The organism is Williamsia sp. D3 (assembly GCF_000506245.1).
GTDB classification, from domain to species: Bacteria; Actinomycetota; Actinomycetes; order Mycobacteriales; family Mycobacteriaceae; genus Williamsia; species Williamsia muralis.
In genome coordinates this window covers 37,800-61,729 of the sequence record NZ_AYTE01000023.1, presented here as the reverse complement: position 1 = coordinate 61,729, position 23,930 = coordinate 37,800, and the positions used below count along the sequence as shown (strand labels likewise).

At 60.9% G+C, this 23,930-nt stretch carries 21 protein-coding genes and 1 pseudogene; 3 read left to right on the top strand and 19 right to left on the bottom strand.

Annotation, left to right across the window (positions count from 1 at the left end; all coding sequences use genetic code 11):
• Nucleotides 1-15: 15 nt before the first annotated feature.
• Nucleotides 16-1,539: an NAD(P)/FAD-dependent oxidoreductase gene (locus W823_RS44865; RefSeq protein ID WP_023959002.1), complete on the bottom strand. Its 1,524-nt coding sequence runs from the start codon at nt 1,537-1,539 to the stop codon at nt 16-18.
• A 158-nt stretch (nt 1,540-1,697) separates the two neighbouring features.
• Entirely contained in the window at nt 1,698-2,666 is a 969-nt protein-coding gene (locus W823_RS44860; RefSeq protein WP_023959000.1) for a diiron oxygenase, read from the bottom strand.
• 133 nt (nt 2,667-2,799) lie between these two features.
• Between W823_RS44860 and W823_RS44855 the strand changes: the two genes are divergently transcribed.
• Nucleotides 2,800-3,141, top strand: a complete 342-nt coding sequence (locus tag W823_RS44855; protein WP_023958998.1) for a DUF4873 domain-containing protein — start codon at nt 2,800-2,802, stop codon at nt 3,139-3,141.
• 42 nt (nt 3,142-3,183) lie between these two features.
• Nucleotides 3,184-6,294 carry an RND family transporter gene (locus W823_RS44850; RefSeq protein WP_051406546.1) on the top strand — a complete coding sequence of 1,037 codons (3,111 nt, stop codon included), beginning with the start codon at nt 3,184-3,186 and terminating at the stop codon, nt 6,292-6,294.
• Between the two features lie 253 nt (nt 6,295-6,547).
• Here W823_RS44850 and W823_RS44845 read toward each other — a convergent pair whose 3' ends face one another.
• The 11 genes and pseudogenes from W823_RS44845 to W823_RS44800 form a co-directional block, all read right to left on the bottom strand.
• On the bottom strand, nt 6,548-8,191 hold the full coding sequence (locus W823_RS44845; protein ID WP_023958994.1) for a long-chain fatty acid--CoA ligase: 1,644 nt from the start codon (nt 8,189-8,191) through the stop codon (nt 6,548-6,550).
• A 33-nt stretch (nt 8,192-8,224) separates the two neighbouring features.
• Nucleotides 8,225-8,911: a hypothetical protein gene (locus tag W823_RS44840; RefSeq protein WP_023958992.1), complete on the bottom strand. Its 687-nt coding sequence runs from the start codon at nt 8,909-8,911 to the stop codon at nt 8,225-8,227.
• Between the two features lie 48 nt (nt 8,912-8,959).
• Nucleotides 8,960-9,892 carry an MlaD family protein gene (locus W823_RS44835; RefSeq protein ID WP_023958990.1) on the bottom strand — a complete coding sequence of 311 codons (933 nt, stop codon included), beginning with the start codon at nt 9,890-9,892 and terminating at the stop codon, nt 8,960-8,962.
• A 23-nt stretch (nt 9,893-9,915) separates the two neighbouring features.
• Entirely contained in the window at nt 9,916-10,953 is a 1,038-nt protein-coding gene (locus W823_RS44830) for an MlaD family protein (protein ID WP_023958988.1), read from the bottom strand.
• A complete protein-coding gene (locus W823_RS58905; RefSeq protein ID WP_235189566.1) occupies nt 10,953-11,372 on the bottom strand; it encodes a hypothetical protein in 420 nt (139 codons plus the stop codon). The genes W823_RS44830 and W823_RS58905 overlap by 1 nt, the downstream gene beginning before the upstream one ends.
• A 361-nt stretch (nt 11,373-11,733) precedes the next feature.
• A pseudogene (locus W823_RS58900) lies at nt 11,734-11,841 on the bottom strand (MCE family protein); the annotation flags it as partial.
• Between the two features lie 152 nt (nt 11,842-11,993).
• Entirely contained in the window at nt 11,994-12,992 is a 999-nt protein-coding gene (locus tag W823_RS44820) for an MlaD family protein (RefSeq protein ID WP_023958986.1), read from the bottom strand.
• A complete protein-coding gene (locus tag W823_RS44815; RefSeq protein ID WP_023958984.1) occupies nt 12,989-13,987 on the bottom strand; it encodes an MlaD family protein in 999 nt (332 codons plus the stop codon). Before W823_RS44815 ends, W823_RS44820 begins: the two co-directional genes overlap by 4 nt.
• Complete coding sequence (locus W823_RS44810) at nt 13,988-15,022, bottom strand: MlaD family protein (protein ID WP_031332473.1); 1,035 nt, start codon at nt 15,020-15,022, stop codon at nt 13,988-13,990.
• Nucleotides 15,023-15,030: 8 nt separating this feature from the next.
• Complete coding sequence (locus W823_RS44805; protein WP_031332472.1) at nt 15,031-15,894, bottom strand: ABC transporter permease; 864 nt, start codon at nt 15,892-15,894, stop codon at nt 15,031-15,033.
• 10 nt (nt 15,895-15,904) lie between these two features.
• Complete coding sequence (locus W823_RS44800) at nt 15,905-16,612, bottom strand: ABC transporter permease (protein WP_023958978.1); 708 nt, start codon at nt 16,610-16,612, stop codon at nt 15,905-15,907.
• A gap of 694 nt (nt 16,613-17,306) precedes the next feature.
• Between W823_RS44800 and W823_RS44795 the strand changes: the two genes are divergently transcribed.
• Entirely contained in the window at nt 17,307-18,185 is an 879-nt protein-coding gene (locus W823_RS44795; protein ID WP_369792625.1) for an SDR family NAD(P)-dependent oxidoreductase, read from the top strand.
• On the opposite strand, the gene W823_RS57305 is transcribed toward W823_RS44795, so the two are convergent.
• From W823_RS57305 to W823_RS44765, 6 genes are all read right to left on the bottom strand, one after another.
• On the bottom strand, nt 18,141-18,599 hold the full coding sequence (locus W823_RS57305) for a hypothetical protein (RefSeq protein ID WP_174548773.1): 459 nt from the start codon (nt 18,597-18,599) through the stop codon (nt 18,141-18,143). The two genes, W823_RS44795 and W823_RS57305, sit on opposite strands and share 45 nt — an antisense overlap.
• A gap of 148 nt (nt 18,600-18,747) precedes the next feature.
• Nucleotides 18,748-19,158 (bottom strand): DUF302 domain-containing protein, encoded by a 411-nt coding sequence (locus tag W823_RS44785; RefSeq protein WP_023958972.1) that lies wholly within the window; start codon nt 19,156-19,158, stop codon nt 18,748-18,750.
• A gap of 38 nt (nt 19,159-19,196) precedes the next feature.
• Nucleotides 19,197-19,427, bottom strand: a complete 231-nt coding sequence (locus W823_RS44780; protein ID WP_023958970.1) for a DUF2892 domain-containing protein — start codon at nt 19,425-19,427, stop codon at nt 19,197-19,199.
• Nucleotides 19,428-20,133: 706 nt separating this feature from the next.
• Nucleotides 20,134-21,201 carry a BtrH N-terminal domain-containing protein gene (locus W823_RS44775; protein ID WP_023958968.1) on the bottom strand — a complete coding sequence of 356 codons (1,068 nt, stop codon included), beginning with the start codon at nt 21,199-21,201 and terminating at the stop codon, nt 20,134-20,136.
• Nucleotides 21,202-21,337: 136 nt separating this feature from the next.
• The gene (locus W823_RS44770) at nt 21,338-22,540 is read right to left on the bottom strand and encodes an NAD(P)/FAD-dependent oxidoreductase (protein WP_023958966.1); all 1,203 of its coding nucleotides are present in this window, start codon (nt 22,538-22,540) and stop codon (nt 21,338-21,340) included.
• The gene (locus W823_RS44765) at nt 22,537-23,925 is read right to left on the bottom strand and encodes a cytochrome P450 (RefSeq protein ID WP_023958964.1); all 1,389 of its coding nucleotides are present in this window, start codon (nt 23,923-23,925) and stop codon (nt 22,537-22,539) included. The genes W823_RS44770 and W823_RS44765 overlap by 4 nt, the downstream gene beginning before the upstream one ends.
• Nucleotides 23,926-23,930: the final 5 nt, after the last annotated feature.

Genomic DNA, 23,930 nt, shown 5'->3' with positions numbered 1-23,930 from the left:
CCTACGGCTGGGTTGTCAGGCGATCTCGTACTCGGCGGGCTTGAAGTCCTTCGTCGCTCGCCAGTACTGCCAGGTGAACCCGGGCCACACCGTACGGTTGACACCCTGCGAGTCCAGATACCAGCTCGTACACCCGCCGTTGGTCCATACCCCCTTGGCGAGCTTGTGCTGAATGTTCTTGTTGAAGTGTTCTTGAACCTCGGGCCGGACATCAACGCGCTGCGCTCCGCGACTGTCGACGGCGTCGATGGCCTTCATGATGTACTTGATCTGCTGCTCGATCATGAATACGACAGAGTTGTGCCCAAGACCTGTGTTGGGCCCGAGCAGGAAGAACAGGTTCGGGAAGCCCTCGGTGGTGATGCCGAGGTGGGTGTTGATACCCGTCCGATGCCAGTGCGACGGCAAGTCTTCGCCCCGGGCGCCCTTGAGCGCGAGTTGATCGAACCCGTCCGTGACATGGAACCCTGTGGCGTAAATGATCACATCTACAGGATGTGACACGCCGTCAGCGGTGACGATAGAATCCGCAGTGACCTTTTCAATCCGATCACTGATCACTGTCGTGTTGGGCGCGGCGAGTGCAGGGTAGTAGTCGTTCGATCCCAGGATGCGTTTGCATCCGATGCGGTAGGACGGCATCAGCTTTCTGCGTAGTTCGGGGTCGGCGATAGAACGTTCGATGTTCCATTTCGCCACTTTTTCGATGGGTCGCATAAGGTTGGAGTGGCCGTTGAGCCCGAAGGCTAGGCTCTCTGCGCCCCAGTAGACCGACCACCGAGCGAGGCGGCGAGTGATAGGGATCTTGCTGAGCAGGGTCCGAAGTGCCGTCGGCACTGCGAAGTTCTTGCGTGGAAGTACCCACGCCGGGGTTCGCTGGAAGACCGTGAGTGTGCCGGCCTCTTTCTGCACGAATGGCACGAACTGAATTGCGCTGGCACCGGTGCCAATGACGGCCACCCGCTTGCCCTGGAGATCCACCGTGTGGTCCCACTTTGCCGAATGGAATGCCTGGCCGGTGAAATCGTCGATTCCGGGGATGTTCGGATAGTTCGGGATGTGCAGGGCGCCGACACCGGACACGACGTACTGTGCGATGTACTCTCGGCCCGACTCGGTACGCAGGTGCCACCGCGATTCGGACTCGCTCCAGTATCCGGAGACCAATTTCTGCCCGAAATGGATCTTCTGAGTGACACCACGCTTGTTGGAGATCTCTTTCAGGTACTGCTCGATTTCGGGCTGCGAAGACCACACCTTCGACCAACTACCGCGGCTCTCGAACGAGTAGGAGTACATCAGTGACGGCACGTCGCATGCGCATCCTGGATAGGTGTTGTCGCGCCAGGTTCCACCGACAGAGTCGGCCTTTTCCAGCACGATGAAGTCGCTGTAGCCGCGCCGGCGGAGCTGCACGGCCATACCGAGGCCAGAGAAGCCGGTGCCGATGATGAGTACTTTGGTGATTATGGGCTCGGTTATTCCCGGGTCTGTCGCCGTGGCGGCGCGCGCCGCGCGCTTGGTGTTGGAGGACGGCATTGAGTGAAAAACTCCCTGATCAAATACAGCAGACGGACCTGCACGCGCGGGGACGCGTCGCAGGTGTGAGAATGTCATCCACCCGAGCCCGCGAACGGAGAAATTCGAACGTGGGGGTCGGGGATGAACTGGTGGCCGACGGGGCCAGGCTAAGGGTGTTAGCGCAGATCGTCGGGCAGGCTGCGCGTTGCGCGCCACATCGCCATCGTGAATTTCCCCTCCATCATCCCGGCCTCGTGGAAGAACCGGATCATAGGCTCGGACATGAACTGCAAATTGACGCGATAGTTCGGGCTCGTCTGCTGCGCCCACAGGCCGCGCACACGACTGATTCCGACAGCGGGGTACACCTTCGGATTGATAAGCAACGGGTACGCAAAGTTCGCAATGGCCGCCAGCGTGCCTCGATGCCAGGCGCGCGAGATGCGTCCGCGACGCTGCATCCCCTCCACCATTTCCAGCCGCGCGAAGGTGATGTGGCGGGCCTCTTCGAGAACGTGAATCTTCATGAGCTGGCGCAGCTGCGGCTGCATTTTCGGGTCATTCATCGCCTCGCGCTGAGCGCGGTCGAGTATCTCTTCGATGAGCAATGTCGCGCCGGATACAGACGGGCCGAGAGGCACAAAATGCAGAATCTTCGCGAAGCCCAAGAATCCCTTCGGCAACTTGTACGGCGCCAGCCCCGTCTTGTTGATCAACCGGGCAAACATCGTCGAGTGACGTGCCTCGTCGCCGATCTCGTTAAGGGCGTACAGGGCCCTTTGATCTGTCAGGGCGCCTTTGGCAGACATTCGGAGCAGCGCTGAGCTAAGCAGATTCTCTGCGTAGATACCGAAGCTGAGAATGCTGACAATTTCATGGCGCCCGAGTTCCACCTTCTGTTCATCGCTCATTTTCTCCCACAGCTTGGTGCCGTAGAGCGAGACACGATGCTCGGGCAGGAAGTACTTTCCCTCCTCCCAGGGCGAGTCCCAATCGATGTCGATCTCCGCGTCGTAGAACTTTTCAGCCGCCGCCCGCAGGAGTCGGCCGGCAGACCTTTGCATGTCGACGGGCTTGCGGGCACTGACGCGCGAAACCCCTTCCGTCGAAACGTCGGGCTTGATCTCAACATTCTGAACGGTCATGTGACACCTCCGTTGTGTTCCGGGCCGAGCTGAGTCTCGTCTTTATACCCGATACTCTGGGTACCCGATACTGCTAGTGTCGCTGCCAGTGTGTTCTTTTGTCAACGCTTGATGTGAAGAAAGTGAGCTTTACGTGTCTGACGACCACGACCTCGACTACTCCGGCGAGGGCACCTTGGTGTGCCGTGGCAAGGAGATTGCTGTCGGGGTGAAAATCAAAGGTTATTTTCAGCCTCTCAATGGCTTGTACACCTGGTACGGCAGGATCGACAAAAATGATGCGCTCGACACGCTCCTCGCGGGCAGGCGCACGGTTGCTGTCTTCGTGACACCAGAGGGCCGCGCCGAGTGCGTCGTGGGCGATCCTGATTTCTGGGACCGCTATCGCATTACGGGCACGAGCAGGCCGCCGTACCACATCCCCACCACCCTCGAAGACGTGGAGTCGATAGCAGAGAGTGAACATCACGGCTGACCGACCCGCGGAGCCGCCTGTGGGGGCGTGCCCCTACATCCCATGAGTCCGAGAGGAAGTTCGTACGTGGCCAGGTCGTCGATCGTTCACAACCGTCCATCAAGGCGTTCTGCCGGCACCGGTGAGTACAGCGCTCAACTGGAAAAGGTCGCCTGGTTCACGCTGCGGCGCAAGGGATTCGCGGCGTCGGTCTGGGTCGTGGTTGCGGTCGGCTTAGCGGTGCTATTCCCGCAGTTGGAGTCCGTGATCCGACAGCAGTCGGTGGACCCGATACCCGCGGGCGTACCGTCATTTCAGACGCTCGACCGGATGGGTGAGGCGTTCAATGAGAAGGGGGCCAAGACCACCGTCTTCGTCGCCATGGAGAACGACAGGGGTTTCTCGGACACCACCCGCGTCAGGTATGACGAATTGGTGACCGCACTGCGTGCGGACACGGAACACGTCATCGCAGTCCGCGATCTGCTCGGCGACCCGCTCACGGAGAGTCAGGCGCTGAGCAAAGACAGGAAGGCGTGGTATCTGCCTATCGGTGTCACGGGGACGTTGGGCGGACCGGACGCTGCCAACGCCGTGGAAGCGGTCCGTGACACCGCGAACGAGATCTTTGATGGTACCGACACAATTGTTCGGGTGACCGGTCCACCTGCCACGTTCACCGACCAGCTCGCGGTCGGTGAGTCCGATCTGGTCGTAATCACGATCGCCACGGTGCTGTTGATCGCAGGGATCCTGCTGGTCGTCTACCGATCGGTTTTCACCGCTCTCATGCCGCTGCTGGTGGTCGGCATGAGCCTGGCAGTGGGCCGCGGGGTGCTCTCGGGTCTGGGCGAATTGGGCATGCCCGTGTCTCAATTCACCTCGATGTTCATGACGGTAATTATCTTCGGCGCCGGAGTCGACTACTCCGTATTCCTTATAAGCCGGTATCACGAGGGCATCCGGGCGGGCGATGCCCCTGACGTGGCCATTGCGAACGCCACGGCAACGATCGGTCGCGTGGTGCTCGCGTCCGCAGCCACAGTTGCCTTTGCTTTCTTAGCGATGGCGTTCGCCAAGCTCAGCGTGTTCAACACGCTCGGCCCGGCGTGCGCGATCTCTATCGCCTTTGGCTTCCTGGCAACCGTCACTTTGCTGCCCCCCGTGCTGTCGTTCGCGGCGAAGCGTGGTGCGGGGCTACCTCGTCGTGACCTCACCAGGCGGTACTGGCATCGGGTGGGAACGGGGGTGATCCGGCGGCCGGTCCCGCTGCTCGCGGTGAGTCTAGTGGCACTGATCGCTCTCGGCCTTATCGCGACCACCATGACAATCACCTATGACGATCGGGAAGGTCAGCCGTCGGATACCGGAAGCAACGAGGGATACGCGCTGCTGAACCGGCATTTTGCCAAAGACACCATCATCTCCGAGTTCCTTCTGGTGGAGTCGAACAAAGACATGCGCACCGGCCAGGGACTGGCCGATCTTGAACAGATGGCGTCGCGCGTCGCGCAGACGCCCGGTGTCACCCGCGTCATCGGGGTGACTCGCCCGACGGGCGAGAAGCTTGAGCAGGCTGAGTTGTCATGGCAGAACGACCAGATCGGTAGTGGTATCACCGAACAGACCGGTGACGCACAGTCACGGAAGGGCGAACTGGAGCTACTGAGGACCGGGTCCTCACAACTCGCCGACGGTCTTGCTTTGCTGAACGAACAAATCACCACCAACCTCGCGCCGCTGTCGGGGTTGCTCGAGCAGGCCTCGTCGGCCGGCGAGGAACTCAGCCAGTATCGTCCGCTCGTCGATCAGCTGGCTGCTGCGGCGCCCGCACTCGATGAGTTCTCCCAACAAGCTCCTGAACTGTCTCGAGTGGCACGACAGGCACAGTCGGCTGCCGACTCCGTCGCACCTGCGTTGAGTGCACTCGATGCTCCCTGGTGCGTTCAGATCCCGCAGTGTTCGGCCTTGCAGGCACAGACCTCGGATATCCGCGCATTGGCCGACAACCAGTCCCTCGGTCGTTTCGCGGACTTCGCTACCCAGCTCGGTGGAGTTGAGGGCCCGGGAACGGCGGACCTCGCGCAGTTGCAGAGCTCATTGAACGTCCTCGACTCCGCGCTGCAGACGATCAACGGCCAGGACCTCGGCAGTCGGTTGTCACAGCTCCAGACGGGCGTCCGAGCGCTCGCCGACGGGTCCCGACAGCTTTCCGGCGGTGTGAGCGCATTGGTGGACAGCAACCTGCAACTGCTGGCGGGCCTGTCTCAAGTGGCCGCCCAGCTACGCGCGCCCGCCCGGGACATCGGCAACTCTGACTCGGCAACGGGGTTCTACCTACCCGCCGACGCGTTCAAGGATCAGCAGTTCAGCCAAGTGGCGCGCCAGTTCATCTCGCCGGATGGCAAGACTGCTCGCTTTGTAGTGCAGACCGCCTACGATCCGTATACCGCGGATGCTATGACGTTGGCGAACAGTCTGTCGAAGGTGGCCGAGGACGCCATGCCGAACACCACGCTGCAGGGTGCGCGCGCATCTGTCGCCGGGTTCCCGGCGATCAACGCCGACATCCAACGACTTCTGGCGTACGATTTCAAGTTACTCGGATTCGGAACGCTCCTGATAGTCGGCTTGATCCTAATGCTCTTACTCAGGGCGATCGTCGCACCGATCTATCTACTGGCCACCGTTGTACTCAACTACGCAGCCGCTCTGGGCATCGGTGTCCTTGTCCTCCAACACATTTTCGGCAATGAAATAGCGTGGCCCGTCCCGCTGGTGTCCTTTATCGTCCTGGTTGCAGTGGGGGCCGACTACAACATGCTGTTGGTTTCCCGGCTCAGAGAGGAATCGACGGCCAATGTCCGGCTCGGAGTGCTACGCACCGTTGCATACACCGGCTCGGTCATCACCTCGGCCGGTTTGATTTTCGCGGCGAGCATGTTCGGACTCATGCTGGGATCGATCGACGTGATGGTCCAGATCGGCTTTATCATCGGTATCGGGTTACTCCTGGACACCTTTCTCGTTCGCACTATTGTCGTCCCTGCGCTGGCAGCATTGCTCGGTGAGGCGAGCTGGTGGCCAGGGCGGCTGCACCGCGCGGCCGTGAGCCGGGATTCCACCGAGGTAGGACCCTATGCCAGAGGACCTTTGACGACGTCTAATCGCTGATGGCGGGGTGAATCTACATCAGGCGCGCGAGGGTTGACAGGAACTCTCGGTTCCTGCTGTGAAACGGACCCACGATCAATTGCCCATTCTCGCTAACGCTTTCGCTACACCCGTGCCGTGGTGCTCGGTAGCAGTGTGAGTCATCGCTGCGGACGCCTGGCCTGAGTACTTCTAAGCGCACCGGCCCGGGCCGAGGCGGTGAACACCAGACGGCGGCGGTTCAGCGAACCGCCGCCGTCAGCGAGAAACGTGTTCAGTTCGGCACGACGACCAGACTCCCGTCGGCATGTTGGGAACGCAAAGCTCTTTTGTCGAACTTGCCCACGCTGGTGCGGGGCACCTGGTCCACGAACGCCCAGTTCTTGGGAATCCACCAACGAGGGATCTCGTCGGGGCAATTCTCGAGGAACCACTGGCCGAGTTGATCGGCGGTAACCTCGCTGCCGTGCGTCCGGACGACCACGGCTAGGGCCGTCTCCTGCCATCGATCGTGAGGGATAGCGATCACGGCAGCCTCGGCCACCTGAGGATGGCCCATTATGGTGTTCTCGAGCTCCACCGATGAGACCCACTCGCCACCCGACTTGATGACGTCCTTCGTTCGATCGGTGAGCGTCAAATAACCGTCTTGGCTGATGTGGCCAACGTCGCCGGTTCGCAGCCAGCCGTCACGGAAGTTGTCGCTGTCTTCGTCCATGTTGTAATAGCTACCGGTGATCCACGGCCCCCTCACTTCCAATTCCCCCACGGACCTGTCGTCACGTGGAACCGGCATACCTGCCTCGTCGGTAAGACGCATCTCAACGCCACAGATGGCACGGCCCTGACGCTTGCGATACGACATATCGGATTCCGATGCGACACCGGCCGGTGGTCGACTCACCGCGGCGAGTGGCGAAGTTTCCGTCATCCCCCACGCTTGGATAATCGGGACGCCGAACCTGTCCGCGAATCCCTCGATCAACGACTGCGGCACCGCCGCACCCCCGCAGGCGACCAGACTGATCGACGACAAATCCAGGTCGGGGTGCGATGACCCAAACTGCAATAGATCGTTCCAGATGGTCGGAACGGCACCCGCTTTCGTGGGCCGATGTGTCTGAATCATGTCCGCCAGAGGAGCCGCTTGCAGGAATCGGTCGGGCAGAAGCAAGTCGGCACCCGCCATAAGGGCCGCATAGGGGAGGCCCCAGGCACTGGCGTGGAACATCGGCACCACGGGCAGGACTCGGTCACCTTCCTCCACGGCGAGCGCATTGCCGGTACAGGCTGCCATCGAGTGAAGGAACACCGAACGGTGGCTGTAGACAACGCCTTTGGGGTCTCCCGTGGTTCCGCTGGTGTAGCACATAGCCGCCGCCGATCTCTCATCGGGTTCTGCCCACGGAAAGGCCGGGGACTCCGCAGCGAGCGCGTCCTCATAACGAATGATTTCGACGCCGTTGCCCTCCAGCGCCGACACCTCCCCACCGCCGGCGACGAACACGACACGTACGGTCGACAGGCCCGGCAGCAGCGGCGCCAGCAACGGCACCAGCGAACTATCCGTAATGATGACCCGGTCCTCAGCGTGGTTCGCGATGAACGACAGTTGGGACGCAGACAACCGCAGATTCAGGGTGTGCAGGACGGCACCCATGGCGGGAACCGCAGCGTACGCCTCGAGGTGCTCCTGATTGTTCCACAGCAAAGTGGCGACCCGGTCATCGTCGCCCACACCGGCACGACGCAGAGCATTGGCCAGCTGCCCGCAGCGTTCCTCAAGGGGCCCGTAAGTCGTGGTTCGAGCCGGTTCGGCGCCGCCGTAGGTGATCACCTGCCTGCCGGCGTGATTCGTCGCGACGTGGCGAAGGATCGACGACACCGTCAAAGGTACGTCCTGCATCGTGCTCTTCATGAATAGAAATACTCCTTCTGCGGCACAGCCGCCTTATTCAGCTGGGCCGTAGTCCTGGATCTGCCAGCTCCCAGCCGTTTTCGACACAATTACCTTTAACAACGTCGGCAGTTCACTCGGTTGTGGGTTCTGCACGTTCTGCGTCTTCTGGCTCGCGAAGACCATCACCGTGTACTCGCCGTCGGTGTCACCGGTGACGCTGGTGGCCAGAACGCGGCCCGACGCTTGCACCTGGGCTTGCTGCATGATTTGCGTCAGCGTCGGTCGAACCTCGTCGTAGCGCTTGATAAGCGCCTCACCTGCGTTCTCCTTGACCGCTGCAAAAAAGGCGTCGGTGTTTTCGTAGCTGTAGGTCAGGGACTTGGTCGTGTAATCCGAGGCGGCCTCCGCCGCCGCGGCCCGTTGCGCGGCTTCGTTTTCCAATGTCGACTTCGCGTCGTCGGCCTCGAGGTAGAGGTAGGCGAACACGCCGACCAGCACAGCGAGCACCACGATCACGGCCGAAACGGCCACGGCAGCACGTGATTGCGGCAATGCTGACCAGCGCCGCGCACTCGGCGAGAGGGGGGCGACGTCGCTGTCGTCAACCCCCGCCGTGGCTACAGAAGCAGTTGGGGCGTTTTCGTCCACCAGTAGATCGCCATCCGTCGTCGCTGCTGCCGAGCCGTCCTCGACCTCAGTGGGCTCAGTAGGCGGATTGGTCTGCTCGTCATTTGTCATCTGGACCTTCTTGTTACTTGCGGTGGATAGTCGCTCGCGGACAAGTCGTCATCGTGGTGACTGCGACACCGTGATGGGGACCTCGGCACGACCTGGTCGCGACGTCGGGAAGGTTCGGGCGAGGAGGTCGCCGATCGATCCGAAGTCGACGTAGGTGTCCGCGACCTTCTCGGTCGCCGGTTTCACCGCACGGGTGATCGTCAGCAGATCCGGCTGCAGGATCTGGATATAGCCGCTGAGCTTTTCCACAAGCTTCAACACGGGAGGCCACTTGTCGTACGAGGTGGTTGTGAACTCGATGAACGCCCGCTGAATTCTCGCCAATCCGTTCACGGCGTCAGGGGTACGCACAGCTGCCTCAGTGAGGACGTCCCCGACGTTGGACATGAGGCCGAGCAGGAACTCGGCGTTGTCCGCGGTCACCCGGACGGACCCATCCTTGCCGACGAAATCGACTAGGCGGTACATCATGTCGCCGATCATGTCGAGGTCTCCCTGCTGTCCGGCGACGGCCTCGGCGACGGTCTTGTTGATGGACTCGATCGATGCTGGGTCGAGCCCATCTGCCACTGCAGCCATCTTCGGCAACACCTGGGGCACCGATTGCGACACGTGCACCGCCTCAGCGGGCACCACGTCTCCGTTGCGGAAGTACCCGCTGGTAGCCGTGCCCGCGGGCACGAAGTTGATGTACTGTTCCCCCGCAAGTGACAGATTCTGGATAGACATCACACTGTCCTGGGGAATCTTGTTATCGGAATCGATCGCCATCTCGACCTTAAGTGCCGAATCCACGACGTTGATGGAGGCCACCCTTCCGACGGGTATCCCCCGCACCATCACCGGCGACGTGTCCAGCAGACCGCCCGAGCTGTCGATGAAGGCGGTTAACGAGTACTCGGAGCGGGTGGGGTTCACGCGAGCCACGCCGACGACAAGGTAGCCAAGCCCTACAACGAACACGACGGCCAAAGCCACCATAGATATGAGCGTGCTGCTGCGGTTCACGGCATCATTCCGATCGATTTCAACACGGTAATAAACGATTCGGCGTCCCGCCGCGCCAGGTTCCGGCCATCGATGGAGATGTCCGAAAGGTTGATGTCGGGCGACCCCACGAATGGAATCAGTTTGTCGCGGATGACGCGTGTTGCCTGCTCCGTGAAGGACTTTGAGTAAATGTCGGAGTTGGCGATCGAAGCAATCACCGGGGCGATCGCAGCCACCGACTCCTTGATGCGTGAGTACTCCGGATCCACGATCCTGCCCGCGGCCACAGCGAAATCACGCAAGTTGGCGATGAGTAACGCGACGTCGATCAGGGAGTAGCCGAGGCCATAAAAGTTGCGTCCACCCTTAGTCAGCATCCGGTCGATTCCCGATGGATCAGCCAAGATCACCTTCAGAGTCCGATCAGCCGACCTCAACACTACGTCGAGCTTGTCAGTGTTCGAGGAGACCTCCGAAACGGTCTCCAGCGTTGTCCGATACAGGGCGTCGAATTCCTGCGGGTCCTTGGGGAACGTGGTGTTCAATGTCGAGATGGCGGTGTGGATCTTGTCGAGCTCACCGCCGCCGAGGACATTCGCCATTCCGCGCATGACGTCCTCGACATTTGCTGCCGGCTCGGTCCGTGCCAGCGGGATCACCGAACCCGACCGCAGCAAGGCACCCGTCGACGGCTCGGCTGGGGGAAGGATGGCAACGTAGATCTCACCGAGGAGAGTGTCTTGACGCAGTTCGGCTCGCGATTCGCCCGGCAGCTGAGTCTTGTGATCGATGCGAGCTTTGACGACCGCATGCCCGTTCTCGTACGTGACATCTTCGACGGTTCCGACGCTGATCCCCTCCGACAGGACTTTAGCGAGGGCTGGCAGGTTGAGTGCGCTGGTGAACTCCATCTGGATGTCGTAGCCGTTGCCGTCGGAGGTCCCTATGGTCGGCGGATTGTCGGCGTTGATCCCACATGACGTGACGAACACCATCGCTGCCATCAGTGCGACTATCGTGGGTCCGAGGCGTGCCCGGTTGACCGAGATCATCAGGCCCCTCCACCCATCATCCCGGCGATCGTTTTTGATGCATCGCCGGGCCTGCAGACGCCGTTTGCCACTGGCGCGGCGCAGCCACTGACGAGGCTTCGCAAAGGCAGCGACACTGCGAACGCCTGCACGATCGACTTGGCATCGGGGTGTTTGACGATGAGGTCTGCCGTGCGGGCTGCTACTGCTGCCATCATGTCCGGCTGCTCTCCCATGCCGGCGATGAGCGGAACGGCAGCATCACCGATCGCGAATACCGGGGGGCCGAAATCTGTTGCGAGCCGCGAGAGAATCGGTACGAACGTCCCCGCGTACTCGACTGCTGCACCGAACGTCTGGCCGAACGCGACGATGACATTGATGGCACCGACGAAGTTGTCGAAGAGGGCGGTCAGCTCTTTGTCGTTCTCGGTTGCCACCCCCGTCAGTGTTGCGAGGTTCCCGACGATCCTGCGAATCTGTCCATCCCGCTTGGCCGGGTCGTGATGAGCGTGGCAGAGTCCTTGATGATCCCGGCCACGTCGCCCTGTGTCCCTTCCAGATTGCGGGAGACGAGCTTGAGGGACTGCAGGACGCGTCGGTGTTTCTACCGTTGTCCTTGACCAGGTCCTCGGACAAGTTGCTGATCGAGTCGAGCGTCTGACTGACGCCTAGCGGGGTTCTCGTCTTACTCAACGAAATGCACTGATTCGTCTCGTATCGGGCTCCACCGGAGTACGGCTTGGTGAACTCTATCTGACGTTCGGTCACGATGGATGTCGACACCATAGTCGCGCCGACGTCGGCGGACAGCGGCACGCTCTTGTCGACCCGCATCTCGACCCTTACACCGGACTGACCTTTATTCTGTTGCACCCCAACGACGCTGCCCACCTTCTTGCCGAGCATGGCGACTGCGTTGCCTTCGAAGAGGCCCGATGCATCGGTGAACTCTGCGCACAAGGCACGCGTGTCGTCGGACGCTGTCCGCCCTATCCCGATACCAGCGATGACCACAACCACCACGGCGATCAAGAGCAGCAGCCTCCGGACCCAGGTGGTCAACATTTGTCGTCACCACTCGGAATGCACACACGAACCTCTGGTTCTGTGGTGGCCGGCGCACCCACCGGCGCTGCCTGGAGGAGTACGCCGAGGCGCTGAGTGATCTGATCGACCTGTGTTAGGGCATTGGAGTAGCCCGGCAGCTCTGTCGACACCTTGTCCAGGAGCGTCTTGAACTGTTGCACGGACGGTTCGATCCCATCGCGGTACGCCACGAGCGGCCTCGTCAGAAGTTTGAACAGACGCCTGAGGTAGTCGAACCCGTCGCGGACGTTCTGGATATCAGGTCCCAGAGTGCTGGCCAGGAAGCTGAGTTGACGGAGAAAGTCGACCAGCACCTGCTTTTGGTCGGCGAAAGCTTCGACGTATTCATCGGACAGAGCGACCGTTTTGTCGAGCTGACCGTACTGTCGCTCTAGGAGGTCCATCAGACTGCTGGTGTTCCTCAGTGCGTCGGGAATGTTTGTGTTGCCGTCGGAGAACGCATTCTGCAGCAGTGTTGCGGTTTGACGGAGATCGACGCCGTTCACATCACGAAACACCGGCGTCGTCGTCTCCAGCGTGTTCGAGATGTCGTAAGTACTCGATGTCTGAACAAGGGGGATTGCCCCCGAGAGCGCGGTCGGTCCTGACCCTGGGTCCAGATCGAGAACTCGCCCGCCGATCGGCGTGATCAGGCGAACCGCTGCGGTAGCGTCCGAACGGACCGATACCGAGTCGTCGAGTCGAAATTTGACTGTGATGAACGTTCCTGTGAGGTCCACCGACGACACCTTCCCTTGTCTTATCCCCGCTATACGCACCTGATTACCCGACTCCAGCCCGCCGGTGTTGACCAGCTGGGCCGAGTACACTTTTTGGCCGGGCGGTGCGATATACACGGCCCCTGCGATCACCAGACCGACCACCACGGTCACCACCACCACACCGGCGACGATGAGGTCGCGCCTGCGTTCAGGCTGGTGATGCGATCGATTTCGACTAAACAACCTCACTTACACACCACCAATCGTTGCCCCATAAGCGCGATCCTCGCTGTATCCGGCAGAGGCAGAGGACCTTTCGAACATCGCGCCTCGCTCGGCGTGGAGTTCGTCGCAGCGGCCAGCGAGTCCATAAGGGGCTTGAGCAGTACCGCGCCGTTGAGTAGACCCTCCAACTCCCCGGGTTCTCGCGTCAGACGCTGATAAATCGTCGCGAAACTCTGGTCGTACGTTGACTCAAGTTGCTCGCCGGTGATGACCGTCTTCGACATGGACCGGTTGACCTCGCGTAGCGACTCTCGCAGCCGGTCACTCACGCGGCTGAAGGCGTCGACGATCGATCCCAGCTTGTCGACAAGTTCGACCATCTCCGCCGAGCGGCCTTCGAGCTGGTCGGAGACCTGGCCAAGGCTCGTCACAATATTCGTGATGATCTCAGACCGCTGGTTCCCGTAGGCAGTGATGTTGGCGACCTGCTTCAAAACAGGCGATATGCCCCTTCCATCACCTTGAGCAACGCGCAACAAATTGGACTGCAGTTCATTGATCTCGTCGGCATTAAGCGTGTCGAACACCGGCTTGAACCCGTTGAACAAGGTGGACACATCAAATGAGGGAACGGTCTTGTCGAGCGCCACCTGTGTGAGTGCCCCCTGTGTTTTTCCCTGTGCCGCACCGATCAATTCGACATATCGCTGTCCGAGAAGATTCTGATACCGCACGGCGGCGGTGGTGTTCGATGTGATCGTGACGTCGTCGTTCAGTTGGAAATGAACGACCGCCGTGGGTCCTTTCAGGTCGATCGCCGTCACATAACCGACCTTGACTCCCGCCAACCGCACACCGTCGCGAGGCTTGAGCCCGGATGCATCGGAGAAGACCGCAGATCGTTCAGAACTCGGTCCGTCCGAGCTGGGTTCGAGGATGGCGATGATCACGTAGGTGAGAACGCCGATGACTGCGGCGAACGCAACGATCTTGATGATGGTGGGAGTTAACGACTTCATCTACCTCGGTCCTCCTGCTGCAAGCGCGCTCTGCAGCGCAGGTGACGTCTGCACTACCAGGGCGACCTGAAGCTGTACTCGCTCGCCGACCTGCGGCGTGGCTTTGTCGATGCTGTCCAAGATTTGCGGGATGGTGTACACGGTTCGCACCAGCCCCGATGCCGACCTGGCGACCGGCCTCGCCAGATCGAGACCCACGTCCAGTAGTGAACTCAACGCCGGATAGTTTTTGCTCAACAGTCCCCCGAGTCCGCCGAACAAGACCGCGCCGGTGTCGTTGAGGTTGCCCTTTGTCTGTTTGATGGCTTCGTCAGTGGCGAAGAAATCAGCGACGTCAACGTTTATCAGAATGCCTGGAACGAACGGCGTCATGAAATCGGCTACACCCTGGGACAGATCTGCTGCGATCGCCAAATCCTGGCCCACTGGCCGCTGTTGAACGTCCCGAGTGATCTGTGCAATCTGGAACATGAGCTTGCCGGCGTCGGCAAACGTTTGGGAATCATCGACAACAAACTTAACCACGGAATTGAACGCCGGCTGATCGAGAGCATTGACAAGCTTGGAAAGCTTACGAATCAGTGTCGAAACCGACGTTTGTTCGGACTGCTGCTTGTTGACATAGACACTGCCGCCATCACTGATTAACTCTCCCCGTCCGGGGTCAACAATCTCCAGTGCCGTTGGCCCCAGCGCGCTGGCAGACGTGTAATTCACCGCCAGGCCCTGACGCAACCGGATGTCGTCGTTAGCTCCGGTGAGCTCAATTCTCACAGATGTGCTTTGGTCGCGCACCGACACCGAGGACACCTTGCCCACGGTAAAGCCCCGATACTTCACCTCCGATCCGCCCTTCAGCCCGTCACCAATCGCGTCGGTGGTTATCGTCACTGTCTTGCTGTCTACAAATTTTCCGGTTGCGTTTCCCACCAGAAAATAGGCGGCAACCACCACGACGACCAGGACACCGATCCCACGCAGGGTCAAATTTGTTATTGATGGCGCGCGCCCTGACGGATCTTTATAAACAGCCACTTCAACCCCTACCCCGAAATCCTGACGCCCGAATCGAAGCCCCACATCAGCAGGGTCAAGATCATGTCCTCCACAACAATGATGATGAGACTGCTACGGATCGCTCGACCAGACGCGCGGCCGACGCCCTCTGCTCCACCGGTGGCGTAGAAACCCTGGTAGCTGTGGACGATGACGACCGATACTACGAAAATGAGGACCTTGATGACCGAGAACACCAGATCCTGCGGTTTGAGGAACGCATTGAAATAGAAGTCGTAGGTGCCACCTGACTGGCCGTGCAGAAGGATGACGACCAGCTTGGCTGCGGCGAAACTGAGTATCAGCGTCACGATGTAGAGCGGGATGATGGTGGTGATCGCTGCAACCACGCGCGTGCTGACGACATATGGAATCGGCCGCACCGCCATCGATTCGAGTGCGTCTATCTCTTCGGCGATGCGCATCGATCCGATCTCCGCAGTGAGACGACAGCCGGCCTGGGCTGCGAAGCCGATCGCGGCGATAATCGGTGCCAACTCCCGAGTGTTGGCGTACGACGAGATGAACCCGGTAAGAGATCCCATCCCCACCAGGTCCAGCGAGGCGTAACCCTGGATGCCGATGGATGCCCCGACAGCCATTCCGAGAATGACAAGCACGACTGCGGTACCCCCGCCGACCAGAATAGCGCCTCGCCCCCAGGCAAACTCCTGTATGTACAAGAGCGTCTGTCGTCGATATGTGGTCGCGACGTGGCGGATTCCGGCCACGGTGTCAAAGGTGAACGTGGTGATGTGCCCGAGTTGTGCGGGGACTTCGGCGAGGGGCGTCACAGAACGAGCGATCGGACGAGTGACAGAAGTCAAGCGGGTGGAAGGTACTGCGGTCACGTATTCTCCGTCATCCGATGGTCTGCGGGACGAACATGATCGTTAGCTGGGTGATGAATACGTTGATGACGAAGCACGCCACCACCCCCAGAACTACGGTGGCGTTGACAGATTGGGCCACACCCTTCGGGCCGCCTTTTGTGGACAGACCCCGGTGACATGCGATTGCCACGACAACGAGACCGAATACCAACGACTTGACCAGTGCCACAAGGATGTCCGCCGATGACGCGAACGAGGCGAACGAGGCGACGTAACTTCCGGGCGTGATGCCTTGGACGTTGACGCTCAGGATGTAGCCGGCCACGAGGCCGGTAAACACGATGAGCATGCACAACATTGGAGCGACGATGAGAACCGCGACGAACCGCGGTGCGACGACTCGACGGGTCGGATTGAGTCCGAGAGTTTCCATAGCATCGATTTCTTCACGGACGGTCCGTGCGCCAAGGTCAGAGGCGATGGCCGACCCTGCCGCACCACCGAGCAGTAGGGCTGTGACGATCGGTGCCCCCTGCTGAATGATCCCGAGTCCACCAGCGGCTCCGGCGATCGACGTGGCCCCGACCTGCTGGGTCAGACTTCCGACCTGCACCGAGACGATGACGCCGAACGGAATTGCCACCAGGATCGCCGGCAACGTCGTGACGGTGATGACGAACCAGGTCTGTGTGACAACCTCCCGAAAAGGAAACCGTCCGGTGACAATGTCGCGCACGGCCCACCGCAGTGCCTGGCCGGCGAGGGCAATCGTATTTCCGAAGGTCGCAAGACTGTCTGTCGCACGACCAGCAAGTTCCGTAGCGATACTGATTCTCCTTCACCTTGCTGAACATCCCACCGCGATGGGTGTTCGCACGGTACCAGGTACTTGCAGTACTCCATTCGCGGTTTGGATATTTCTGCCCGAACTAACCAGCCGCACGACGGAACACCGGCCCCGTTGACCCTCGATGACGCACCGACCCGTCCCTGTGTGCGGCAGTGGCTCTGCGGGGCTGGCAGGTCTGCTCCGAGTTCGTTATTTCGGTTGAGCACGACCGGGCTGACCTAAAGCATCGGATGCACGCGTGTTCGTGTGAGCAGCGCGTAACGTAGGGTCGCCCGCCGGTTCTGAGTTCGACTTTTCAGGTCCCCTCGTTGCAAGCCGGGACCTGTGGCCACAGCGGTCCACGTTTACATTCTTTGATCGCCAGCGCTCGCCTGACGTACAGAGATCGACACTTTGTGCCGTCAGGCATGTAAATCACCTGCAGCACAACTTTGTTCGGGGAAAAGATGCGGAATCGGTTCCGGCTGCGCTGGATTCGCTAGTGAAGCCAGCGGCAGCGATCGCGCCGACAGACAGCGTTTGCACCCCAGCGGACGGCGGGCACTGGTGCTGCGGGGCCTCGTGATCTACGGTTCCACCCATGGTGACAGTAGCCGTGAAATACGTGCCAGCCCGAGTCGCGCATACAGCTTTACAACGGCCACGCACGCCGGTCGAGCTCGTCAACACACTTCGCACCAGATCGCCGGCTAGACGGTTACAAAACTTGACCGTCCTCGTCACTGGCTCGTCGTCGGGCATCGGCGCTGCGGCAGCTGAAGAGTTCGCCCGTCGTGGAGCCCACGTCCTGACGGTGGCGCGTCGTGCCGACAGCCTCGACGAACTCGTCACGCGTATCCGGGCCGCGGGCGGCTATGCCGACACCTGTCCGGCGGATCTCTCCGATACCGACGACACAGCTCGCTTGATCCAGTACGTGCTCGAGGAATACGGCTGCCCGGACATCGTCGTGAACAACGCCGGGCGGTCGATTCGCCGCGAGGTCCTCGACTCGACTGATCGGCTACACGATTATCAGCGCACCATGGCGGTCAACTACTTCGGTCCCGTGCAACTGACGTTAGGGTTCCTACCTGCCATGAAGGAGCGTGGCAGCGGTCACTTCATCAACGTGTCCACCTGGGGTATCCCGATGGGCGCCATGCCGAAGTTCTCGGCATACGCGGGATCGAAGGCCGCGATTACCGCTTTCGGACGCAGCATAGCGTCGGAGTTGCGCGGCACAGGGGTCTCTGTGACGACAGTCTTTTTCCCGCTCGTCCGGACACCGATGATCGAGCCCACCGACGAATACCACCACACTCCCGCGCTCACTGCGGCTGAAGCTGCGGCCTGGCTTGTGCACGCGGCTGTGTACCGCGATCTGGAGGTCATGCCGCGAGTGGCACGGCTTCTCCGACAAGTGGGCGCGGCATCATCGAGAATCGCGGACGGGCTTGTAGAACGCAATGCGCCCTGACGTGTGTGCCCCAGATAGTGGCCCCGGCGAGGTGATTAACTTGCTCGGGGGCCGATATGCGCGGACACGGGATAGCTGACTCATTCGGTGCGATCCACCGGAGCCGCCGAGACCGTCTTGGCTTTCCCGGTGAGCGACGCACACTGCGCTGACGTAGGTGTCGTGGAGATTGTCGGCGAGCTGGGGATCGAGGCCGCTTTCGGAGAGCGCGTCGGCCACCATTGCTGTGGTGACGTCGGCGCTCTGGTGGTGCACACGCTGCCCCGGGGCGGTGTAGATCGGTCCGAGTGCGCTGTCGCCGGTCTTGTCATGTGCAGCGGCAAAGACACGACGCAGCCTGCGAGAGACCTCTATGTGGTGCTGTTGCTGGTGCTCGGGAACATCTGCGCCCTCGTTGAGCACTGCCAAACTCATTTGCTGCCAATCAATCTCGATGTCGGCGCCGCGCGGCGTTGAGCAGCCACCGTGAGGCGGCCAAGGCGAACGGGCATGCCGGGTCAAGATAGAATGTCCCTGCGCTCATAGGTACTCGTTGCGGTCGCGGACTGTTGGACGTGTTTGCTCACGTGGAGGCTATGGCTTCCAATGCGGCGATAGCGGCCGAGAGTTTGGCTGACGCGTCGGTGGCCACCGGTGCAAGTTCGGCTTCCCCGGAGACCTCGACCATCAGGTCGGGATTCATCGCTTCGACGATCTCGTTTGATCGATTGGTGGCGTCGGTGCGGACCACGACATTGCAGGGCAACAGCAGACCGATCTGCCGATTGACTCCCAGAGCGCGATGAGCCAATGGTGGATTACAAGCCCCCAGGATCAGGTAATTTTCCATGTCCACATCGAGCTTTGTTTTCAGGGTGTCTTTGACGTTGATCTCGGTGAGGATCCCAAAACCCTGATCGGCCAATGCGGCGCGGGTTCGTGCGACCGCCTCGTCGAACGGGAGGTTGAGGACGGTGGAGATTGCCAGTGACATAACAGCTTTCCTTCAGGGCGGGTTGAACGTGATCGGATTTAGCGGAGGTCGGCGCGGCGTTGTAGTCCCAGGCGGTGCATCAGCAGGCTGGCCGGGCACCAGCCCACGGCGGCGAAGAGCAGCAGGTTCACCGCTACGAAGGCGGTCAGCACCAGCCACCAGCTCGACACACCGGCCGCCAGGGCCACGCTGAGGAGAATCATCAATCCCGCGAGCAGTGGCACCGCTCGTTCGACGGTCCACGTAGGTGCGGTTGTTCGACTGTTCATCGCGCCCTTGACCGCAGCCGAACTGGAGAAACTGTTCCTAGCCCTAGCCTAACCAGGCTGGCCAAGCGTTGGCGCCCAGCATGGCCTTGACCTTTTGCGACGGAACGACCCAACATTATGAAAGTGCCCAAGCTAAGAGCCTCGTGTCGCAAGTCCGCGCTTTCTACAATGCCGGACTTTTCGGAGCACCGCGCCTCAGCGATCGACATCGGCGAGGTGGCACGGGGTTCGCAGTTAAGAATCTTCGAGCTGCGCACGCAGCGCGACGAAATGAACAGCCGGATCAAGCGTTCGCACCCCCCGCCTTCGGTCGTTCTTGAAGCAAGTTGGGCGAGGGGGCAGAACTCGTAGGAGCTGTTCAACACGGAGAAGTCTATCGACGGGTCACCAATCGTAGCGTAGTACAAGATGTTTGGCCTAGTCGTCGCAAACTTCCCTCCGTCTCGGGCGGGAGCGGAGCAGCGACACTGGACCTTTGCGCTGTCGGGATCGGACGGTAAATCCGTTGGCGCCGCTCGATATACTGAGTTCAATGTGTGGAGGTCACCCATGAATGGTCGATGTCTGTTGCGAGGCAGCGCGCCACTTTGAGCCCGGTCGAAGACCAGTTCCGTTCAGGCGGTGAGGAATTCGCGTGTGCGCAATGTGCTCGGGCAGAATAGTCCAGGGTCATACGCACCGGGGTGTGTGCGGGATAGTACTGAGGTCAGCGTGCTATTGCACTCAGCGAGCTCGAAGCGGACTCAAGGGACTCGACTAGGTTCAGTTCGAGCTCTGGCATACGGCCGGCCGACATGGCCACTGTTTCCGCGCGAGCTTGCGCGTCGATTTCGCGTTGGACCCCCGCACGTGCGGTGTCGGTCCATGCCTGTGCACAACGGTCGGCGGCCACGGCGAGGTCTGCTGTTGCGGGGTCGCCGGTCAGGCGCGCGATGTCGGCACATCCGTCGGCGAGCAAGCGGCGGAACAGTCCTCCGCCAGTCCCTGCTTTTTCGATGAAGGCGCTTAGGCTGAACAGGAATATCTCGAGCTGGTCTACGGGGAGGTCGGTCCAAATCGGGATGTCGGCCGCGAGTTGAGCGGCCGCAGCTAGGCCTTCGGCGCCCTCGGCCGTTGCAGTCGGGTCGACGATTCCTGGCTGTGACGGGTGCCGCATGCTGGCGGCCGATTGGCTAAACGCTTCTGCTGCCACTTGCGCCAAGTCTGGCAGTTCGTCTGACCACGTGATGCGGTACGTGCAGTGGCGTGTCGGTTGCGGAAAGGATGTCGAGGATCGAGCGCGCGCCAGTGCCTCGAGTGGGACCTGCTGCACCTCGGCGCGGTCATTGTCTACGACGTAGGCGATACCTCTAGCCTCGTCGTAGCCGATAATCACGATGTCGTGTCGACTCATCTGTAGCTGGACCCGCAGGTATGGCAGCTCGGCGATGTCGCCCCATATGAGACTGGGTCTGCCTGTGTCGATCTCGTCGCGGATCCACGACCATCCTTCCTCGGGGTCGTCGGTGGTAAGCATTTGGACCTTCGCACCGAGGCGGCGGGGCAGATCGAGCTCGAAGTCGGCGCCTCGGCCCACCAGGTAGAGCGGTGGGACGAGGTCGTCCGATCGGAGGTAGGACAGTCCTAGAGCGCCGCCGAGGGCGAACACCAGGCCTTCATCGGGTGGGCCATCCCATCCCAAACCGTGCCAGTGCAGAAGATCGCGCATTGCGCCCGAACCACAGTGTCCCCCCATCCGGTGGGGGTAATCCTCGATCACGGTTGGGCGTTGCATCCGTACTCCTCACGGGGTCAGTCGGTCAGGGCTTGGTCGGGCGGGCAGGCATTGGTCGGCGTTCGTCGCTGGAGGTTTCTTCGACGCTTGCCGTGTGTACCTCTCATCGTGCTGGTGAGTCAGGGGATGTACTGGGTCATACCGGTATTGGTGAGCTCAGTTCGGTTCGGTCGGTGGGGAGTTGCTGGGTGATGGCCCGTTTACTGAACATGAAGTCCCGCGGTCGGTTGATGCAGTCGGCGGCGAGGAGTTCACCTGCGCGCAGGTAAAAGCACGTGAAGTCGCCGTCTCGGGTCGGATCGCCGCGCAGGACAATTTCATCGTACCCGGAGTTGAGACCGGCGATCTGGAGTTTGAGGTGGTATTGATCGGACCAGAACCATGGAAGCGCGGCTATTTTCTTGTGTTTGCCGCAAATTGTGGCGGCGGCGACTTTGGCCTGCTCGCCAGCGCTCGGCACGGACTCTAAGCGTATGCGGCGGCCGTAGCGGGCCATGTCGTGAATTGCGCAATCTCCGGCGGCCACGATATCGGGGTCGCTGGTGCGTGCTTGGTCGTCGATAACGACGCCGTTGTCCACGGCAAGCCCTGCGGCGGCTGCCAAATCGGTGTTCGGCTCAATACCGATGCCGACGATGACGAGGTCGGCAGGAATTGATTCCCCATCGGCCAGGATCACCTCTCGGACCCTCCCGTCGCCGGACATGGCCTCGACGAGCGTGTCCGTTCTGATGTTGACGCCTTTCTCCCGGTGGATCCGGTCGAAGAATGCCGACACCTCAGGCGCGGTGACACGCTCGAGCACGCGGCCGGTCGCTTCGAGCACGGTGACCTCCAGACCCAGCGCTCGCAACGAGGCCGCCGTCTCGAGACCGATGTAGCCACCTCCGACGATCACGGCGTGGCAACCGGGGCGGGTGGCCTCACGGATCCTGGTGACGTCCGCTGCAGTGCGTAGGTAGTCGACCCCGGCCAGGCCGGCTCCCGTGGTAAGTAGTCGTCGAGGACGGGCACCGGTGCACAGCGCGAGCTTGTCGTACCGCAGTGTGTCGCCGTTATCTAGGATCACATGACTAGCCGCGCGATCAATCGTTTCTACGGTTGCATCGAGGAGATGGATGCGCTGCTTGGCGTAGAAGTCTGGGCTGCGGATCGCGAGGTCGGCGAGTGCGCTGCGGTCGGCGAGGTAAGCCTTCGATAGCGGAGGGCGATGGTAGGGCAGGGTCGACTCGTCCCCGATGAGGACGATCTCGTCGGTCCACTTTTCCTGGCGCAGGCTGGCTGCGAGCTGGGCGCCGGCGTGGCTGGCCCCGACGATGATGGTTCGCTGCATTGTCATGTGCTCGATTTCGGGGTGAGGCGGACCATCATCTTGCTGATGCCTCGAACGAAGTTGGACTGCACATATTCAGGTTCACCGATGACCTCGATGTTCTCGAAGCGAGGGAGCAGTTCCTCCCAGAGAATCCGCAGTTGCAATTCGGCCAGCCGGTTGCCCATACAACGGTGGACCCCAAAGCCGAAGGAGATGTGGTTGCGGACGTTGGCTCGGTCGATGATGAAGTCATCCGGGCGATCGAACACGCGCTCGTCGCGGTTGCCCGAGGCGTACCACATGACCACTTTGTCGCCCTTGCGAATGAACTGCCCGTTCAGCACGGTGTTGCGTGTGGCGATCCGACGCATATAGGCCAACGGTGTCTGCCACCGGATGATCTCCGAGTTCATGTTGGGGATCAGGTCGGGGTTTGCTTTGAGCTTCTCGAATTGATCCGGGAACCGGTTCAAGGCGAGCACACCGCCACTCATCGAGTTCCTAGTCGTGTCGTTGCCTCCGACGATCAGCAACAAGAGGTTACCCAGGAACTCCATCGGTCGGTTGATCAAATCCTTGGTGTTGTCGTTGCTTTGCAGCATTGTGATCAGATCGAACCCGGGTTCTTCTCCGGCAGCGGTCCGGGCAGCTTTGTCGTGCCAGTGCTCGCTGAGACCTCGCGCCATCTCGCGCATGCCCACGAAAGTCTCGTCAAGGTCGGACGGACCGCCGTTGGTCTGTTCCATCGAGGTCGCGAGATCTGACCACTCGACGAGCTTGCGACGATGCTCGTACGGAAAGTCCAGGAGAGTCGCGAGCATTCGAGCGGTCAACTCGATCGAGACCCTTTGTACCCAGTCGAACGGCTCGTCCACGGGAAGGTCATCGAGGACCTCTTGGACGCGCGATCGAATCAGCCCTTCCATTTCCCGCAGATTCTTTGGCGCAACCACACCCTGCACGGCGGCCCGCTGCCGGTCGTGGCGTGGCGGGTCCATAGCAATAAACATCGTGATGTCCAGAAAACGAGGCGGGGTCCCGATTACGATCAGTGGTTCGGCGGAGAAGACCTCGTGGTTCTTGTCGACCGCGACAATGTCGGCATGGCGGGTGATGGACCAGAACGGTCCGAACGCGCTATCGGGCAGGTAGTGCACCGGCGCTTCGTTGCGCAGGCGTTCATAGTAAGACTGCCAGCGTCCCTGCCGGTAGAGGAAGGGGTTGCTGAGGTCGATGTCGGCGAGGTCGACGTCCTCGACCGGGGGTATGGGCCGCTCGACGAAGATCTTCTCCCCGTCCGTTCTGGTCACCCACCGGCGGGTCTTGTCGTACAGGTGCGCTCCCTGGATCTGCAGATCCACCGGGATGACCGACTGGACTTGTGCGGTGATTGTTTCAGAAACCTTCACGATGA

Coding starts and splice junctions, on each gene's coding strand:
- W823_RS44840 (WP_023958992.1), bottom strand. CDS start 8,911: ATGACAAATGACGAGCAGACCAATCCGCCTACTGAGCCCACTGAGGTC.
- W823_RS44815 (WP_023958984.1), bottom strand. CDS start 13,987: ATGAAGTCGTTAACTCCCACCATCATCAAGATCGTTGCGTTCGCCGCA.
- W823_RS44775 (WP_023958968.1), bottom strand. CDS start 21,201: ATGCAACGCCCAACCGTGATCGAGGATTACCCCCACCGGATGGGGGGA.
- W823_RS44780 (WP_023958970.1), bottom strand. CDS start 19,427: ATGAACAGTCGAACAACCGCACCTACGTGGACCGTCGAACGAGCGGTG.
- W823_RS44785 (WP_023958972.1), bottom strand. CDS start 19,158: ATGTCACTGGCAATCTCCACCGTCCTCAACCTCCCGTTCGACGAGGCG.
- W823_RS44845 (WP_023958994.1), bottom strand. CDS start 8,191: ATGAAGAGCACGATGCAGGACGTACCTTTGACGGTGTCGTCGATCCTT.
- W823_RS44830 (WP_023958988.1), bottom strand. CDS start 10,953: ATGATCTCGGTCAACCGGGCACGCCTCGGACCCACGATAGTCGCACTG.
- W823_RS44835 (WP_023958990.1), bottom strand. CDS start 9,892: ATGGTGGCTTTGGCCGTCGTGTTCGTTGTAGGGCTTGGCTACCTTGTC.
- W823_RS44860 (WP_023959000.1), bottom strand. CDS start 2,666: ATGACCGTTCAGAATGTTGAGATCAAGCCCGACGTTTCGACGGAAGGG.
- W823_RS44850 (WP_051406546.1), top strand. CDS start 3,184: ATGAGTCCGAGAGGAAGTTCGTACGTGGCCAGGTCGTCGATCGTTCAC.
- W823_RS44770 (WP_023958966.1), bottom strand. CDS start 22,540: ATGACAATGCAGCGAACCATCATCGTCGGGGCCAGCCACGCCGGCGCC.
- W823_RS44865 (WP_023959002.1), bottom strand. CDS start 1,539: ATGCCGTCCTCCAACACCAAGCGCGCGGCGCGCGCCGCCACGGCGACA.
- W823_RS44795 (WP_369792625.1), top strand. CDS start 17,307: ATGGTGACAGTAGCCGTGAAATACGTGCCAGCCCGAGTCGCGCATACA.
- W823_RS57305 (WP_174548773.1), bottom strand. CDS start 18,599: ATGAGTTTGGCAGTGCTCAACGAGGGCGCAGATGTTCCCGAGCACCAG.